A 15,806-nucleotide genomic window follows, 5' to 3' on the forward strand; every position below is an offset into this window, starting at 1 on the left:
CTGCAAGATAACGGTATTGCACGCGGCAAGGGCCGCGAAAGCATCCGCATCCTGTATCGAAAAATAACGAACGACGCGCCGCGAGCCTTGCCCCGCCGGGCGATCAGACGTTTTCCAGTCACGGCACCTGTAGCCGAAATGCATGGAGACCGGTCCGAAACTGACACTGATTGGCGCTACAATGCGTTCGAATATCCATTCTAAATCCCGCACTGCTAGCCCGCCTTATGACGACCTCCGACGCCAATGCCAAGCTGCGCGAAGCCGCGCTCGACTATCACGAATTCCCCGTTCCCGGCAAGATCCAGATCGCGCCGACGAAGCAGATGATCAACCAGCGCGACCTCGCGCTCGCGTACTCGCCGGGCGTCGCGTTCGCGTGTGAAGCGATCGTTGAAGACCCGCTGAACGCCGCGCGCTTCACCGCGCGCAGCAATCTGGTGGGCGTCGTGTCGAATGGCACGGCCGTGCTGGGCCTCGGCAACATCGGGCCGCTCGCATCGAAGCCGGTCATGGAAGGCAAGGCCGTGCTGTTCAAGAAGTTCGCCGGCATCGACGTGTTCGATATCGAGCTGAACGAAACCGATCCGCACAAGCTCGTCGATGTGATCGCGGCACTCGAGCCGACTTTCGGCGGCATCAATCTGGAAGACATCAAGGCGCCGGACTGCTTCATCGTCGAGCGCGAGTGCCGCAAGCGCATGAAGATTCCGGTCTTCCACGATGACCAGCACGGCACGGCCATCGTCGTCGCGGCGGCGGTCACCAATGGTCTGAAGGTCGTCGGCAAGAACATCGGCGAAGTGAAGCTCGTCGCGTCGGGCGCGGGCGCGGCGGCGCTCGCCTGCCTGAATCTGCTGGTCGATCTCGGCATGAAGCGCGAGAACATCTATGTGACGGATCTGGCCGGCGTGGTGTACAAGGGCCGCACGGAACTGATGGATCCGGACAAGGAACTGTTCGCCCGCGAAACCAGCGCGCGCACGCTCGCCGAAGTGATCGAAGGCGCGGACGTGTTCCTCGGCCTGTCGGCGGGCGGCGTGCTCAAGCAGGACATGGTCAAGCAGATGGCCGCGAAGCCGCTGATTCTCGCGCTCGCGAATCCGACGCCGGAAATCCTGCCGGAACTGGCGCTCGAAGTGCGTCCGGACGCGGTGCTCGCCACCGGCCGCACGGATTACCCGAACCAGGTCAACAACGTTCTCTGCTTTCCGTTCATCTTCCGCGGCGCGCTCGATGTCGGCGCGACCGTCATCACGAAGGAAATGGAAATCGCGGCGGTGAACGCGATCGCCGAACTGGCGCGTCAGGAGCAGAGCGATATCGTCGCGACGGCTTACGGCATTCAGGACTTGTCCTTCGGTCCGGAATATCTGATTCCGAAGCCCTTCGATCCGCGCCTGATCGTGAAGATCGCGCCGGCTGTCGCGAAAGCGGCGATGGAGTGCGGCGTCGCCACGCGTCCGATCGAAGACATGGAAGCGTACGAGCAGCACTTGCAGCAATTCGTCTATCACAGCGGCACGACGATGAAGCCCGTGTTCCAGCTCGCGCGCAACGTGGAGCCGGAGAAGAAGCGCATCGTGTTCGCGGAGGGCGAGGAAGAGCGCGTGCTGCGCGCGGTGCAGATCGCCGTCGACGAGAAGATCGCGAAGCCGATTCTCATCGGCCGGCCGGCGGTCATCGAGCAGCGCATCCAGAAGTTCGGCCTGCGCCTCAATCCGGGCACCGATTTCACGGTCGTCGACACGGATCACGACGAACGCTATCGCGACTTCTGGCAGACCTATTACAAGATGATGGCGAGAAAGGGCATCAGCGAGCAGATGGCCAAGCTCGAAATGCGCCGCCGCACGACGCTGATCGGCTCGATGCTCGTCAAGAAGGGCGAAGCCGACGGCATGATCTGCGGCACGGTGAGCACGACGCATCGCCATCTGCACTTCATCGATCAGGTCATCGGCAAGAAGGAAGGCGCGAAGGTGTACGCGGCGATGAACGCGCTCGTGCTGCCGGGCCGCCAGATTTTCCTGGTCGATACGCACGTCAACGTGGATCCGACGCCCGAGCAGCTCGCCGAAATCACGATCATGGCGGCGGAAGAGGTGAAGCGCTTCGGCATCATGCCGAAGATCGCGCTCCTGTCGCATTCGAACTTCGGCACGAGCAATGCGCCGAGCGCCCAGAAGATGCGCGATGTGCTCGCGATCCTGAAAGAGCGCGCGCCGGATCTGGATGTCGATGGCGAAATGCACGGCGATGTCGCGCTGGATGCGCGTCTGCGCAAGGGCGTGCTGCCCGAATCGACGCTCGAGGGCGACGCGAACCTGCTGATCCTGCCGAACATCGACGCGGCGAACATCTCGTATAACCTGCTGAAGACGGCGGCGGGCAACAACATCGCGATCGGGCCGATCCTGCTCGGCGCGGCACAGCCGGTGCACGTGCTGACCGCATCGGCGACGGTGCGGCGCATCGTGAATATGACGGCTTTGCTGGTGGCGGATGCGTCGGCGGCGCGCTGACAGCAGCTTCCCGGCGTCAGGAAACGCGGCGGCTCTCCGCCGCGTTTTTTATTCGAGGCAAAAAAATGGCGTGCCGCGGTTCAGCGGCACGCCCGAGAAAAAAGGCAACGAGAGAGGGTCGCCTTTGCCTACAAACGCGGAATCGGCGGCAGAGCGCGTTGCCGTGAAGCTGGCGACAGGTGAGGCGGCCTGTCCAGCGGCTTCGGGATTCCACGGGCAAAGTATTATCCTGTTCGAGATAAAAATCTCTCAGATTTAGGCTAAATTTAACGATGGACGCCCGCCAGAAATTGCACGGTTCGATCAAACTGAGAAAAAATTTCCGAATTTTCGCGTAACGTTGCTTCGCCCTGTCATTAGCGATACCCTTACATCTTTCACGGTGGTCGGATTTTGGTGTCCGCGAGGTTAACCGTTTGGTGATGCGCGCGAGGGTTCTTTCCTTTTTCGTCGCCTTGGGCGTACTTCTGGGCGCGTGCGGCAAGGATGAACCTCGTGGCGGCGTGCAGGAACCGGTTGCTGCGGCGAGTCCCGCACCGGTCTCGCCGGCGGAAGCGGTTCGGGAGGCGCAGGCACGGCAGCCGGACGCGACAAGCGCGCAGGAGCGTGACGGGCTGGCCACCGTCCACATTGGCCAGTTGCCCAGGCAGGCGGTCGCGACATTGCGGCTGATCGAGGCGGGCGGCCCTTTCCCTTTCGAGAAGGACGGCGTCGTGTTCGGCAATCGCGAGCGTTTGCTTCCGCGGCATCCACGCGGCTATTACCACGAATACACTGTTCCCACGCCTCGCGCGAGGAACCGCGGCGCGCGCCGGATCGTATGCGGCGGCCCGAAGAGGCAGACCGGCGATTGCTACTACACAGACGACCACTACACCACTTTCAAGCGTATTGCGGATTAACTACGGGATTAACGGCATGAGCGACAACATCTACGCGCACGACCACAGCGTCGCGAGTGATCTTTTCGCCACCGGCGATGGCAACCTGTTCCAGCGAGTATTGCGGCTACGCATGACAGAACACGACAACAGACCCGACGACGAGACCAGGCCTGAAGAGTTCCATCCGCAAGAGGGTGACGAAGCGCTGTTCGCCACCGTCCGGCCGAATATCGTGCAGTCGATCCGCGCGTTCCGCGTGCAGGATCTCGCGGACGAGGCCAATCGTCTCGGCCAGCATTTTCTCTACGCCTATCTCGGACAGGCGCAGAGCAAGCAGGAAGTGCTCGAGACGATCGCCCTCTCGTTCCTTTTTCCCAAGCATTTCGGCAAGAACTACGACGCGCTGTACGATTCGCTCACCGATCTCGTTCACAAGGCCGGCTCGCAGCCGGGTTTCGTGATCGTGCTCGAGCAACTGCCGATCGCGCAGAAGTTCGACAAGGAAGGCCGCGAAGTGCTGCTCGACGTTTTCCGTGATGCGGCTGAATTCTGGGCCGAACGGAAAGTGGCGTTCCGCGTGTTCTATTCGTTCGTCTGAATCAGCGCGGCCGGCGCGAGCGCGCCGGTCAGAACATGCAACAGCCCGATGGGCGTAGCCGAAAGGCGCGGCCATCGGGCTGTTTTCGTTGGTGCGTCCGGGGAATCACCATCCGCCCCAGCGCGCGGCCAGCGCCGCGAGCACCGCGATGCCCGCCGTTTCCGTGCGCAACACGCGCGGGCCGACCCCGAGCGCGGCGAATCCCGCGTCGATGATGGCGTTTTCCTCGGCGGGCGAGAAGCCCGCCTCGGGTCCGATCAGCAGCGTGACCGGTCCGCGCGGCGCATCGGCGGGCAGCGACGCGAAGCTCACGTCGGCGCGCGGCGAGAGCAGAAGGCGCAATTCGCCATCGGTGGCGGCGGGGAGGTCGGCGAGCCAGGCGTGGAGATCGCGCGGCGGCGCGACATCGGGCACGCGATTGCGTCCGCACTGCTCGCAGGCGGCGCGCGTGAGCGCCTGCCAATGCGCCTGACGCCGCAGTGCGCGCTCGCCGGCGAGACGCACGACGCCGCGCTCGGCGGTAATCGGCGCGATGCCCGCGACACCGAGTTCCACCGCCTTTTCGATCAGCCAGTCCATTTTGTCGCCGCCCGCGACGCCTTGCGCGAGCGTCACGCGATAAGGCGGCTCCGCTTCGCGATCGCTGTGTTCGTCGATGCGCGCCGTCGCCGCGCGCTTCGCGATATCGACGAGCTCGCCGCGATATTCACCGCCGCGGCCATCGAAGAGCGTGATCGAATCGCCGGTTTGCAGGCGCAGGACGTGCACGTGGCGCACGACGTCGTCGGGGAGGGGGAGGGTTTGGCCCACGAAAAGCGGACCGTCGACATAGAAACGTGGCATGAGTGATCGATCGCGGACGTCCTGCCCGCGGATAGTGGTGATGCGTAACGTAACGTAACGTAACGGCGGCGCGGGCGGTGCGGCGCTTCAGCTCAGATGCCGCGCGATCGCCCAGCGATAGCCGTCCGGGTCTTCGATCTGTGCGAAACGGTCGCCCCAGAACTGGTCCTGCGGCTCGATGAGCGGCTTCGCACCGACGGCGAGCGCCTGCCGGAAGATCGTATCGACGTCATCGACATACAAATAGAACGACTGCGGCGCCATCAGACCGGCGCTCTTCGGCGTGCGCGCCTGTGAGCCGTACGCGCCTTCGGGTGCGAACATCACGATCAACTGCCCGTGATACGTCATCTCGACATGGATGATCGTGCCGTCGTCGTTCACGCTGTCGCGCACCACGAAGCCAAGCGCCTTTTCATAGAACGCGATGCTCACGCGCGCGTCGCGCACCGTGAGATACGGAGTCAGCCAGGGCACATTGGCGGGGCGAGGGTCGGTCATCGAAAGCACTCCTTGAAACCTTGCTGCTGCGGATTGAAGAACATTTTGCCATGAAGCCGTACGATCAATGGACCGGCAAGGAATTTGCAAATCAGTCGGCGCGCCGGTCGGATTTCGCCGTATGAACGTCCGTCGACGGCGCGCATTCCCGTGTAACGTCACGCGTTGTCACGATGTCGTGACACTGCTGTAACGCTTGCGACGCACGCGGCGCCGCGATGTTCCCGCGAATCGCCGCCCGTCTTTTGCACGGAACATGCCCGCGCGCCGGACTGTCTGCCGCACCGGACGCGCGCCTTACAGGTACGTGTCAATCGGACCGGTCTGTTAGAATGACGGCCTCCCGATCCTCGTCGTTTCTCGTCGTTCCGGTCCTGAAAACGTTGTGTCCCGCGGGTCCGGCTCGAGTGAGAAGTACTGCATGAGAAGCATCGCGGATCATTTCAGGACCTGCCCCAGACTCGACAATGACGATCCCGACCTCCAGCCAGACCGCCCTCATGGCCAACGCAATCCGCGCGCTTGCCATGGACGCCGTTCAACAAGCCAACTCCGGTCATCCGGGCATGCCGATGGGCATGGCGGAAATCGGCGTCGCGCTGTGGTCGCGCCATCTGAAGCACAATCCGGTGAATCCGCACTGGTTCGATCGCGACCGTTTCGTTTTGTCGAACGGTCACGGCTCGATGTTGCTGTACTCGCTCCTGCACCTCACCGGCTACGACTTGGCCATGAGCGAGCTCAAGAATTTCCGCCAGTTGCATTCGAAGACTCCGGGCCATCCGGAATACGGCATCACGGCGGGCGTCGAGACGACCACCGGCCCGCTCGGCCAAGGCATCGGCAATGCGGTCGGCATGGCGCTCGCCGAAGCGCTGCTCGCCGCCGAATTCAACAAGGCGGACGCCAAGATCGTCGATCACTACACGTACGCGTTCCTCGGCGATGGCTGCCTGATGGAAGGCATCTCGCACGAAGTCTGCTCGCTCGCGGGCACGCTCAAGCTGAACAAGCTGATCGCGCTGTGGGACGACAACGGCATTTCGATCGACGGCCACGTCGAGCACTGGTTCCACGACGACACGCCGAAGCGCTTCGAAGCGTACGGCTGGAACGTCATCCGCGGCGTGGACGGTCACAACGTCGATGCGGTCGATGCAGCCATCGCCGCAGCGAAGAAGTCGAACAAGCCGACGCTGATCTGCTGCCGCACGGTCATCGGCAAGGGCGCGCCGACCAAGGCGGGTGGCCACGACGCGCACGGCGCGCCGCTCGGCGACAAGGAAATCGCGGCGACGCGCGCGGCCATCGGCTGGAACTACGGTCCGTTCGAGATTCCGCAGGAAGTCTATGCAGCGTGGAGTGCGAAGGAGCAAGGCACGCACGTGGAAGGCGAATGGAACAAGGCGTTCGACGCATACAAGGCGAAGTACGCTACGGAAGCCGCCGAATTCACGCGCCGCATGAACGGCGAACTGCCCGCGAACTGGACGGAAGCGGTAGCAAAGATCATCGAGGACGCGAATCAAAAGGCCGAAACCGTCGCGACGCGCAAGGCATCGCAGAACACCATCGAAGGTCTCGCGGCCGCGTTGCCGGAACTGCTCGGCGGTTCCGCTGATCTGACGGGCTCGAACCTCACCAACTGGAAGGCATCGAAACCGGTTCGCGCCGCCGGCGACGCGGAGAACGCGAACCCGGATCACGCGGGCATCCAGTGGGGCAATCACATCAACTACGGCGTGCGCGAGTTCGGCATGTCCGCGGCCATCAACGGTATCGCGCTGCATGGCGGCTATCGTCCGTTCGGCGGCACGTTCCTGACGTTCTCGGACTACAGCCGCAACGCAATCCGCGTCGCCGCGCTGATGAAGTCGCGCTCGATCTTCGTGTTCACGCACGATTCCATCGGCCTGGGCGAAGACGGCCCGACGCACCAGTCGATCGAGCACGTGTCGAGCCTGCGACTGATCCCGAATCTGCAGACGTGGCGCCCGGCGGACACCGTCGAAACGGCGGTCGCGTGGACGCATTCCATCGCGCACAACGGCCCGTCGACGCTGATCTTCAGCCGTCAGAACCTGCAATTCTCGGCGCGCAACGACATCCAGATCGCCAACATCGCGAAGGGCGGCTACGTGCTGCGCGACTGGAACGACGACATTCCCGCGCGCAAGATCATCCTCATCGCGACCGGCTCGGAAGTACAGCTCGCGATGGAAGCGGTCGAGGCGCTCGCGAAGGAAGGCATCGGCGCACGCGTCGTGTCGATGCCCTGCACGAACGTCTTCGACAAGCAGGACGCCGAGTACCGCGAGCGCGTGCTGCCGAAGGGCGTCGCGCGCGTGGCGATCGAGGCGGGCGTGACGGATTTCTGGCGCAAGTACGTCGGCCTCGAAGGCGGCGTGGTCGGGATCGACACGTTCGGCGAGTCGGCCCCGGCGGGCGCGCTGTTCAAGCATTTCGGCTTCACGGTGGAGAACGTCGTCAAGACGGCGAAGTCCGTTCTGGCCGCGTAAGCACTGACGTCAGCGAAGCAAGGTTTTTTTTAGCCACAGGAGATAGACCATGACGATTCGCGTTGCAATCAACGGCTACGGCCGGATCGGCCGCAACACGCTGCGCGCCTTGTACGAGAACGGCAAGAAGCACGACATCGAGATCGTCGCCATCAACGACTTGGGCGATGCCAAGACCAACGCGCACCTGACGCAATACGACACGGCGCATGGCAAGTTCCCGGGGCAAGTGTCGGTGGACGGCGATTACCTTGTCGTCAACGGCGACAAGATCCGCGTGCTGGCGAACCGCAACCCGGCCGAACTGCCGTGGGGCGAGCTGAAGGTCGACGTGGTGATGGAGTGCACGGGCTTCTTCACGACGAAGGAGAAGGCGAGCGCGCACATCAAGGGCGGTGCGAAGAAGGTCATCATCTCGGCGCCGGGCGGCAAGGACGTGGACGCGACCGTCGTGTACGGCGTGAACCACAACGTGCTGAAGGCTTCGGACACGGTCATCTCGAACGCATCGTGCACGACGAACTGCCTCGCGCCGCTCGTCAAGCCGCTGAACGACAAGATCGGTCTGGTGAACGGTCTGATGACCACGATCCACGCGTACACGAACGACCAGGTTCTGACGGACGTTTATCACGAAGATCTGCGCCGCGCGCGCTCGGCCACGCATAGCCAGATCCCGACGAAGACCGGCGCTGCATCGGCCGTCGGCCTCGTGCTGCCGGAACTGAACGGCAAGCTGGATGGGTACGCGATCCGCGTCCCGACGATCAACGTGTCGGTGGTCGATCTGTCGTTCATCGCCGCGCGCGACACGACGGTCGAGGAAATCAACAAGATCATGAAGGAAGCGTCGGAAGGCGAGCTGAAGGGCGTGCTCGGCTACAACGATGCGCCGCTGGTCTCGATCGACTACAACCACAATCCGGCTTCGTCGACGTTCGACTCGACGCTGACCAAGGTGTCGGGCCGTCTCGTGAAGGTGTCGAGCTGGTACGACAACGAGTGGGGTTTCTCGAACCGCATGCTGGATACGGCAGTGGCGCTCGCCAACGCGAAGTAAGCGTCAACGCCTCTCGAAATGAACAAAGCCGCTCTTCGGAGCGGCTTTGTTTTTTGGTGCTCGGCTGTCTTACGCGAGCTTCTCGCGCAGGAACGACACGACGTAAGGCGTGGCGGCTGCCGCGACTGTCGATGCCGTCGCCGGGTCCAGTCCCATGCGCACCGCAAGCGATTCGGCGACGCGCCCGGTGAGTATGCCTTCGCCGCCTTCCTCCATCGATTTCAGGAAACCGTCGCCTCGCACGAGCCCTGCTGCGAACGCGGCGAAGAAGCTCTTGCCGGGATGGTCCCCGAGCAAGCCCTGGTTTTGCTCTTCAGCGTGCGCGTGCGCGGTTTGCGCGGCGGTGCCGAGCATCTGCTGGCTGTCTTCGGGACTGAAGCCCTGGTTGGTCAGCGCTTGCGTCGCTTGCGCGCCGTGCTCCGAAGAGAGAAATTCCGAAACGAGTTGTTGCATGTCCATCGGCGCTGCTCCTCTTGATGTTCGATAAATGCAGGGCAGCGCAAGCGGATAGAAATTTTCTGCACTCACGGCCCTTGCTGAGACCGCGAATGCGTCGGGAAGTGCCGGTTTTACTTGTGCGGAATCGGAAAATGCACGCCCGCGCGCTGTGCCGCGTTGACGATGTGGCCTTCGATCGCCTTGCCGGCTTTTTCCCCGTCGCGCGCTTTCAACGCTTCGATGATCACCGCGTGTTCGTGATACGTCGACAACACCAGCTCCCGCCGATAAAACGGCAGGCGCTGACTTTCCTTCATGATGTCGGCGCTGCCGCGCAGGATCGATTCGATCGCGGCATTCCCCGCGAGACTCACGATGCGCATGTGGAACGCGAAGTCGAGCTGCGCGGCTTCTTCGAGCGCGGATTCCATCAGCGCGCCGTGCAATGAATCGAGGTTGTCGTCGAGCCAGTCGATATCCGCATCGCCGATCGAATGCGCCGCGAGCCGCGCGACGAAGCCCTCCAGCGCGAAGCGCATCTGATACGTGTCCGGCAACGAAGCCTGATCCGCGAAACGCCACGGATGCGCGTTGCTCGCCTGCGCGCTGCTGACATACACGCCTTTGCCCGGCCGGATATGCAGCATGCCGAGCGCCTCGAGCGTCGACAACGCCTCGCGCAGCGACGCCCGGCTGATCGCCAGTTCCTCCGATAGTTGCCGCTGCGCCGGCAGCAGACTCCCCACCGGATACATGCTCGATTCGATGCGCTCGCGAATCGTCGCGATCGCGGCATCGGTCACGGTGTGCGGGACGTTTTTCATAGGAAGAAAACAGTATTGGCCGGTCTGACCGCCATTGTATGCGCGTGCCGCGCGCGCGTGTGAACGACCATTCTCCATCGATTTTCGTGCCTGGTCTGAACAGGGTAAACCGGTACGAACACTTCCTTGACGAGCGTATATCGACTTTCTAATATTCCCCATCACAGCACTGGTCCGACCAGTCGGAACAGTTGCTCGGGTCCTGAGACATTACACGAGGAGACGGTCGTGTCGAGATTTCTGAATTCGCTGTTCGGCAGGGTGATGATTGCGCTGGTCATCGGTGTTGTGGTGGGCGCGCTATTTCCGCATTTCGGCCAGTCATTGCGGCCATTGGGCGACGGTTTCCTGAAGCTCATCAAGATGGTGATAGGACCGATCGTGTTCTGCGTCGTCGTGAGCGGCATGGCGAGCGCGGGCGATCTGAAGAAAGTGGGGCGCGTCGGGCTGAAGGCTGTCATCTACTTCGAGATCATGACGACGCTCGCACTCGTGATCGGCGCGATTCTCGCGTGGGTCACGCGTCCGGGCGTCGGCATGAACATCGATCTGCACACGCTCAATGCCGCTTCGCTCTCCACCTACACGGAGCACGCGAAGAGCCTGAAGGACACCGCGGGCTTCCTGCTGAAGATCATCCCCGACACCGCGATCGACGCCTTTGCGAAGGGCGACATCCTGCAGGTGCTCGTGTTCGCCATCCTGTTCGGCGCGGCGCTCTCGATGCTCGGTGAAAAGGCGCAGCGCGTGACGGTCTTCATCGAAGAGCTGTCGAACGTGTTCTTCCGCATCATGGCGTTCATCATCAAGCTCGCGCCGCTCGGCGTGCTCGGCGCCATCGCGTTCACGACCGGCCAGTACGGCGTCGCGTCGCTCAAGCAACTGGGTCTGCTCGTGATGGTGTTCTACGCGAGCTGCTTCCTGTTCGTATTCGTCGTGCTGGCGGTCGTGATGCGCCTCGCGGGCTTCTCGATCTTCAAGCTCGTGCGCTATCTGCGCGAGGAACTGTCGATCGTGCTCGGCACCGCTTCTTCGGACGCCGTGCTGCCGCAGATCATGCGCAAGCTCGAATGGATGGGCGTGAAGGATTCGACCGTCGGTCTCGTGATTCCGACCGGCTACTCGTTCAACCTCGACGGCTTCTCGATCTATCTGACGCTGGCGGTGATCTTCATCGCGCAGGCGACCAACACGCCGCTGTCGATGCATGACCTGATCGTCGTCGTGCTCGTTTCGCTGGTGACGTCGAAGGGCGCGCACGGCATCCCGGGTTCGGCCATCGTGATTCTCGCCGCGACGCTCTCGGCCATTCCCGCGATTCCCGTGCTCGGCCTCGTGCTGATCCTGCCGGTGGACTGGTTCGTCGGCATCGCGCGCGCTGTTACGAATCTGATCGGCAACTGCGTGGCGACGGTGGTCGTGGCCGTGTGGGAGAACGATATCGACCGGGCGCGCGCCAAGCGCGTGCTCGACCAGGACGCCGAATACCGCTTCGTGCCTGCCGCGCCGGAACCGTCGCACTCGCACGGTCATGAAGGCGCGCACGCACTCTGATTCATAGCAAACCACGCATCGAACCACGTTCAACCGAAGGAAACTGAAATGGCCAACCCGATTCTCGACGCAGACGCTCCCGCTTTCGCCCGCCGCTACATGAACCTCGCGGACCCGCGGCTCGGCGCGCAGGCGCTCTTCGCCACCGACGAATTCTTCGCGCCGAAGGAGCGCATGCTGGAGCCGCAGCCGGCGGTGTTCATCCCCGGCAAATACGACGAGCACGGCAAGTGGATGGACGGCTGGGAGACGCGCCGCAAGCGCACGACGGGCTATGACTATTGCATCGTCAAGCTGGCGCGCGCGGGCGTGATTCACGGCATCGACATCGACACGAGTCACTTCACCGGCAATTTTCCGCCGGCGGCGTCGATCGAAGCGTGCTACAGCGAGAGCGCCAATCCGCAGCAAGACGGCGACTGGCGCGAGATCGTGCCGTCGACGACGCTCCAGGGGAATCATCACCACTATCTCGAGATCGCCGACACGCGCGCCTACACGCATCTGCGCGTGAACATTTATCCCGATGGCGGCATCGCGCGGCTGCGGGTCTATGGCCAGCCGAAGACGGATTTCTCGCGCGTCGAGCGCGGCACGCTGCTGGATCTCGCGGCGATCGAAAACGGCGCGTATCTCGTCGCGGCGAACAATCAGCACTTCGGGCCGGCATCGCAAATGCTGATGCCCGGGCGCGGCGTGAACATGGGCGACGGCTGGGAAACGCGCCGGCGTCGCGAGCCGGGTAACGACTGGGCGATCGTCGCGCTGGCGAATCCCGGCGTGATCCGCGCGATCGAAGTCGATACTGCGCACTTCAAGGGCAACTATCCGGACCGCTGCTCGCTGCAGGCGGCGCGCGTGGAGGGCGGCACGGATGAATCCCTCGTCACGCAGGCGATGTTCTGGCCCGTACTGCTCGACGAGCAGAAGCTCTCGATGGACAACGTGCATCGCTTCGAGAAGGAGATCGCGGCGCTCGGGCCGGTGACGCACGTGCGCTTCAACATCTATCCGGATGGCGGCGTGTCGCGGCTGCGCATCTTCGGGGAAATCGAATGAACTCGCGAATGAAAACGCTCACACTCGAACCGCTGACGCGCGAAGCCTTCGCCCCGTTCGGCGATGTCATCGAACTCGAAGGCGCGCGCCACTTCCCGATCAACGCGGGCACGACTGAGCGCTTTCACGATCTCGCGACGGTGGAGGTCGGCTTCGAGAGCGGCGGGCGGCCGCTCATCAACGTGTTTCGCGGCCAGCCGCGCCCGCAGCCGGTCGTGATCTCGATGATGGAGCGGCATCCGCTCGGGTCTCAGGCGTTCGTGCCGCTCGGCGATGTGCGCTATCTGGTGGTCGTCGCGCCGGCGGGCGAGTTCGATCCTGCCGGCCTGCGGGCGTTTTTCGCACGCGGCTGGCAGGGCGTGAACTATGCGCGTGGCGTGTGGCATCACCCGCTCATCGTGCTCGACAAGGCGGGCGATTTCATCGTCGTGGATCGCGGCGGCGATCTGCCGAATTGCGACGAGATCGATCTGCCCGAACGATATACGCTGATCGGGCCGTCCGCCCGCGCTGCGTAAAAAGCGAATCGGCATGCGACCGCGTTCCGGTCGCAGAAGCGAATCCCGAAATGTGCAGGCGAAACGAAACCGCCGTCCATCGAAGCCGATGGACGGCGGTTTTTTTCATCGGCGCGCCTCAAAGCCGGCGCGAGGTCACGCGCGGCTCAGTGCTTGCGATGCGGACAGTTTTCCTTCGTGCACGTGCCGTACAGCGCGAGCGCATGCTCGTGGAGCTTGAAGCCGCGTTCCTTCGCGATGGACTGCTGGCGGCGTTCGATCTCCGCGTCGAAGAACTCCTCGACGCGGCCGCAGTCGATACACACGAGATGATCGTGGTGCGACCCTTCGTTGAGCTCGAACACGGCCTTGCCCGATTCGAAATTGCTACGCGTGAGCAGGCCGGCCTGCTCGAACTGCGTGAGCACCCGATACACCGTCGCGAGGCCGATATCCAGCTCTTCGTTGAGCAGGCTTCGATACACGTCTTCGGCGGTCAGATGGCGCACCGTGCTGTGCTGGAAAATTTCGAGAATCTTGAGGCGGGGCAGGGTCGCCTTGAGCCCGATATTCTTGAGATCGGCGGGATTGGTCATGGCTAGGCATCCCTAGAGTACAATTCAAGGTTCTCATAGTAATGCGTTTTTACGATTCCCGACATCCCGGGCGGTTTCGAGGCGAGTCGGGCGAACAAAGCGCGGCCTTGGAGCGCCTCGCGTGAAAGGTGAAATGTTTTCAAAATCTTTATCGAATTGCAGGGAGAGCCGTCGTATGCGGGGAACCGTCATCGCAGCAACCTTGGCCGCATTGCTCGCCGGCTGCACGGCGTACGACAGCGTCACGCAGAAGATCGCGCAAAGCATCACACCGTATCGAATCACGGTCGTGCAAGGCAACTTCGTTTCTCAGGAAGCGGCGAATCAGATGCAGGTCGGCATGTCGCGCGATCAGGTGAAACAACTCCTGGGCACGCCGCTTCTGACCGACATGTTCCACGCCGAACGCTGGGACTACGTGTTCTATTTCAAGCGCGGATCGACCTCCGTCGTGCAGCAGCGTGACTTCGTCGTGAACTTCGCGAGCGATCGCGTCGTGAGCTGGTCGGGCGGCGAGAACCTGCCGTCGAACCTGGAACTGCTCGCGGAAATCGACGGCGACAAGGGCGTCAAGGTCGCGAAGCCCGTCGCGACTGCGGCGGCATCGGCGCCGGTGGCGTCGACGGCGGCGGTGACTGCGCCGGTCGGCGAGCCGTCGACGCAGCCGAACACGGCAGCCGCATTCGCGGGCGACGCCAATCAGGAAGCCGCGCAGGCCGCCAACCGCGCAACCGCGCAGGTCGAGATGCCCACGGGCCGCAGTCAGTCGTCGGTGCGCGTGAACGTGCCGCAGAGCGCGGGCGGCGCGCCCGGGTCGAGCGCGCAGAGCGGCGGCAATTCGCAGATTCAATTGAAGCGCCGGCCGCAGACGATCAACATTCCGGACAGCAGCGCGGTGGGTCCGGCGGGCACGTCGCCGGCGCCGGCCAACGCGGGCGGTCAGGCGCAGTTCTATCTGCCGCAGCAGAGTCAGTAAGCCGTTCAGCCGTTTGCGGCCGAAGCCGCGCCGGGTTTCCCGACCGGGCGCCGCTTCGGCCGCACAGCCATCCGTATCATTCCATCGCGCGTTCGGCGCGCGGTTCAACACGAGACTGCCATGAAGATCGCCATCGCCGGGGCATCGGGCCGCATGGGCCGGATGCTGATCGAAACCGTTCTCAACGATCCGGACGCACAGCTCGTCGGCGCGCTCGACCGGCCCGGCGTGCCGCAACTCGGGCAGGACGCGGGCGCGTTCCTCGGCAAGACGACGGGCGTCCTCCTGACCGACGACATCGAGCGCGTGTTCGCCGACGCCGACTATCTGATCGACTTCACGCGCCCCGAAGGCACGATGATGCATCTCGACGCGGCGCTGCGCCACGACGTGAAGATGATCATCGGCACGACCGGTTTCTCCGACGAGCAGAAGGCGCAGTTGCGCAAGGCCGGCGAGAAGATCGGCGTCGTGTTCGCGCCGAACATGAGCGTCGGCGTGAATGTCACGTTGAAGCTGCTCGAATTCGCGGCGAAGCATTTCGCCACGGGTTACGACATCGAGGTCATCGAGGCGCATCATCGGCACAAGGTCGACGCGCCGTCGGGCACCGCGCTCGCGATGGGCGAAGTGGTCGCCAAGGCGCTCGGCCGCGATCTGAAGGATTGCGCCGTGTATGCGCGCGAAGGCGTGACGGGCGAGCGCGATCCGTCGACCATCGGCTTTTCCGCCATTCGCGGCGGCGATATCGTCGGCGATCACACGGTGCTGTTCGCGGGCATCGGCGAGCGCGTCGAGATCACGCACAAGTCGGCGAGCCGTCTGTCCTACGCACAAGGCGCGCTGCGCGCCGCGCGCTTCCTGCAAGGGCACGACAAAGGCTTCTTCGACATGCAGGACGTGCTCGGCCTGCGCTGATCGTTTCTTCGACG

General features: G+C 63.3%; 15 protein-coding genes. 10 read left to right on the forward strand and 5 right to left on the reverse strand.

The window, feature by feature from the left end:
- The first annotated feature begins 227 nt into the window (after window positions 1–227).
- From AWB78_RS14335 to AWB78_RS14345, 3 genes are all read left to right on the forward strand, one after another.
- Complete coding sequence (locus AWB78_RS14335; protein ID WP_062605262.1) at window positions 228–2,525, forward strand: NADP-dependent malic enzyme; 2,298 nt, start codon at window positions 228–230, stop codon at window positions 2,523–2,525.
- 419 nt (window positions 2,526–2,944) lie between these two features.
- Window positions 2,945–3,427 (forward strand): guanyl-specific ribonuclease, encoded by a 483-nt coding sequence (locus tag AWB78_RS14340; RefSeq protein ID WP_062605464.1) that lies wholly within the window; start codon window positions 2,945–2,947, stop codon window positions 3,425–3,427.
- 16 nt (window positions 3,428–3,443) lie between these two features.
- Window positions 3,444–4,007 carry a barstar family protein gene (locus AWB78_RS14345; RefSeq protein ID WP_062605263.1) on the forward strand — a complete coding sequence of 188 codons (564 nt, stop codon included), beginning with the start codon at window positions 3,444–3,446 and terminating at the stop codon, window positions 4,005–4,007.
- 105 nt (window positions 4,008–4,112) lie between these two features.
- On the opposite strand, the gene AWB78_RS14350 is transcribed toward AWB78_RS14345, so the two are convergent.
- Window positions 4,113–4,850 carry a 16S rRNA (uracil(1498)-N(3))-methyltransferase gene (locus AWB78_RS14350; RefSeq protein ID WP_062605264.1) on the reverse strand — a complete coding sequence of 246 codons (738 nt, stop codon included), beginning with the start codon at window positions 4,848–4,850 and terminating at the stop codon, window positions 4,113–4,115.
- Window positions 4,851–4,937: 87 nt separating this feature from the next.
- Entirely contained in the window at window positions 4,938–5,351 is a 414-nt protein-coding gene (locus AWB78_RS14355; RefSeq protein ID WP_062605265.1) for a VOC family protein, read from the reverse strand.
- Window positions 5,352–5,818: 467 nt separating this feature from the next.
- Between AWB78_RS14355 and tkt the strand changes: the two genes are divergently transcribed.
- Window positions 5,819–7,870, forward strand: a complete 2,052-nt coding sequence (gene tkt, locus AWB78_RS14360) for a transketolase (RefSeq protein WP_062605266.1) — start codon at window positions 5,819–5,821, stop codon at window positions 7,868–7,870.
- 49 nt (window positions 7,871–7,919) lie between these two features.
- Entirely contained in the window at window positions 7,920–8,930 is a 1,011-nt protein-coding gene (gene gap / locus AWB78_RS14365) for a type I glyceraldehyde-3-phosphate dehydrogenase (protein WP_062605267.1), read from the forward strand.
- A 69-nt stretch (window positions 8,931–8,999) separates the two neighbouring features.
- Here the strand turns inward: gap and AWB78_RS14370 are convergent, their stop codons facing one another.
- Together AWB78_RS14370 and AWB78_RS14375 are read right to left on the reverse strand one after the other, a co-directional pair.
- Window positions 9,000–9,389, reverse strand: coding sequence for a hypothetical protein (locus AWB78_RS14370; RefSeq protein WP_062605268.1), 390 nt, complete (start codon window positions 9,387–9,389; stop codon window positions 9,000–9,002).
- A gap of 110 nt (window positions 9,390–9,499) precedes the next feature.
- Window positions 9,500–10,192 carry a FadR/GntR family transcriptional regulator gene (locus tag AWB78_RS14375; RefSeq protein ID WP_062605269.1) on the reverse strand — a complete coding sequence of 231 codons (693 nt, stop codon included), beginning with the start codon at window positions 10,190–10,192 and terminating at the stop codon, window positions 9,500–9,502.
- A 228-nt stretch (window positions 10,193–10,420) separates the two neighbouring features.
- On the opposite strand from AWB78_RS14375, the gene AWB78_RS14380 reads away from it, so the two are divergent.
- The 3 genes from AWB78_RS14380 to AWB78_RS14390 are packed head-to-tail and all read left to right on the forward strand — an operon-like array spanning window position 10,421 to window position 13,323.
- A complete protein-coding gene (locus AWB78_RS14380; RefSeq protein WP_062605270.1) occupies window positions 10,421–11,746 on the forward strand; it encodes a C4-dicarboxylate transporter DctA in 1,326 nt (441 codons plus the stop codon).
- A gap of 48 nt (window positions 11,747–11,794) precedes the next feature.
- Window positions 11,795–12,805 carry an allantoicase gene (gene alc / locus AWB78_RS14385; RefSeq protein ID WP_062605271.1) on the forward strand — a complete coding sequence of 337 codons (1,011 nt, stop codon included), beginning with the start codon at window positions 11,795–11,797 and terminating at the stop codon, window positions 12,803–12,805.
- Window positions 12,806–12,813: 8 nt separating this feature from the next.
- Window positions 12,814–13,323 carry an ureidoglycolate lyase gene (locus tag AWB78_RS14390; protein WP_062605272.1) on the forward strand — a complete coding sequence of 170 codons (510 nt, stop codon included), beginning with the start codon at window positions 12,814–12,816 and terminating at the stop codon, window positions 13,321–13,323.
- Between the two features lie 146 nt (window positions 13,324–13,469).
- Here the strand turns inward: AWB78_RS14390 and fur are convergent, their stop codons facing one another.
- On the reverse strand, window positions 13,470–13,898 hold the full coding sequence (gene fur, locus AWB78_RS14395) for a ferric iron uptake transcriptional regulator (protein WP_062605273.1): 429 nt from the start codon (window positions 13,896–13,898) through the stop codon (window positions 13,470–13,472).
- Between the two features lie 175 nt (window positions 13,899–14,073).
- Between fur and AWB78_RS14400 the strand changes: the two genes are divergently transcribed.
- Complete coding sequence (locus AWB78_RS14400; RefSeq protein WP_062605274.1) at window positions 14,074–14,874, forward strand: outer membrane protein assembly factor BamE; 801 nt, start codon at window positions 14,074–14,076, stop codon at window positions 14,872–14,874.
- A 120-nt stretch (window positions 14,875–14,994) separates the two neighbouring features.
- Entirely contained in the window at window positions 14,995–15,792 is a 798-nt protein-coding gene (gene dapB, locus AWB78_RS14405) for a 4-hydroxy-tetrahydrodipicolinate reductase (RefSeq protein WP_062605275.1), read from the forward strand.
- Window positions 15,793–15,806: the final 14 nt, after the last annotated feature.

The organism is Caballeronia calidae, from assembly GCF_900044055.2.
Taxonomy (GTDB): domain Bacteria; phylum Pseudomonadota; class Gammaproteobacteria; order Burkholderiales; family Burkholderiaceae; genus Caballeronia; species Caballeronia calidae.

Coding starts and splice junctions, on each gene's coding strand:
- gap (WP_062605267.1), top strand. CDS start 7,920: ATGACGATTCGCGTTGCAATCAACGGCTACGGCCGGATCGGCCGCAAC.
- AWB78_RS14390 (WP_062605272.1), top strand. CDS start 12,814: ATGAAAACGCTCACACTCGAACCGCTGACGCGCGAAGCCTTCGCCCCG.
- AWB78_RS14400 (WP_062605274.1), top strand. CDS start 14,074: ATGCGGGGAACCGTCATCGCAGCAACCTTGGCCGCATTGCTCGCCGGC.
- AWB78_RS14335 (WP_062605262.1), top strand. CDS start 228: ATGACGACCTCCGACGCCAATGCCAAGCTGCGCGAAGCCGCGCTCGAC.
- AWB78_RS14375 (WP_062605269.1), bottom strand. CDS start 10,192: ATGAAAAACGTCCCGCACACCGTGACCGATGCCGCGATCGCGACGATT.
- alc (WP_062605271.1), top strand. CDS start 11,795: ATGGCCAACCCGATTCTCGACGCAGACGCTCCCGCTTTCGCCCGCCGC.
- AWB78_RS14370 (WP_062605268.1), bottom strand. CDS start 9,389: ATGGACATGCAACAACTCGTTTCGGAATTTCTCTCTTCGGAGCACGGC.
- dapB (WP_062605275.1), top strand. CDS start 14,995: ATGAAGATCGCCATCGCCGGGGCATCGGGCCGCATGGGCCGGATGCTG.
- AWB78_RS14355 (WP_062605265.1), bottom strand. CDS start 5,351: ATGACCGACCCTCGCCCCGCCAATGTGCCCTGGCTGACTCCGTATCTC.
- AWB78_RS14350 (WP_062605264.1), bottom strand. CDS start 4,850: ATGCCACGTTTCTATGTCGACGGTCCGCTTTTCGTGGGCCAAACCCTC.
- tkt (WP_062605266.1), top strand. CDS start 5,819: ATGACGATCCCGACCTCCAGCCAGACCGCCCTCATGGCCAACGCAATC.
- AWB78_RS14345 (WP_062605263.1), top strand. CDS start 3,444: ATGAGCGACAACATCTACGCGCACGACCACAGCGTCGCGAGTGATCTT.
- fur (WP_062605273.1), bottom strand. CDS start 13,898: ATGACCAATCCCGCCGATCTCAAGAATATCGGGCTCAAGGCGACCCTG.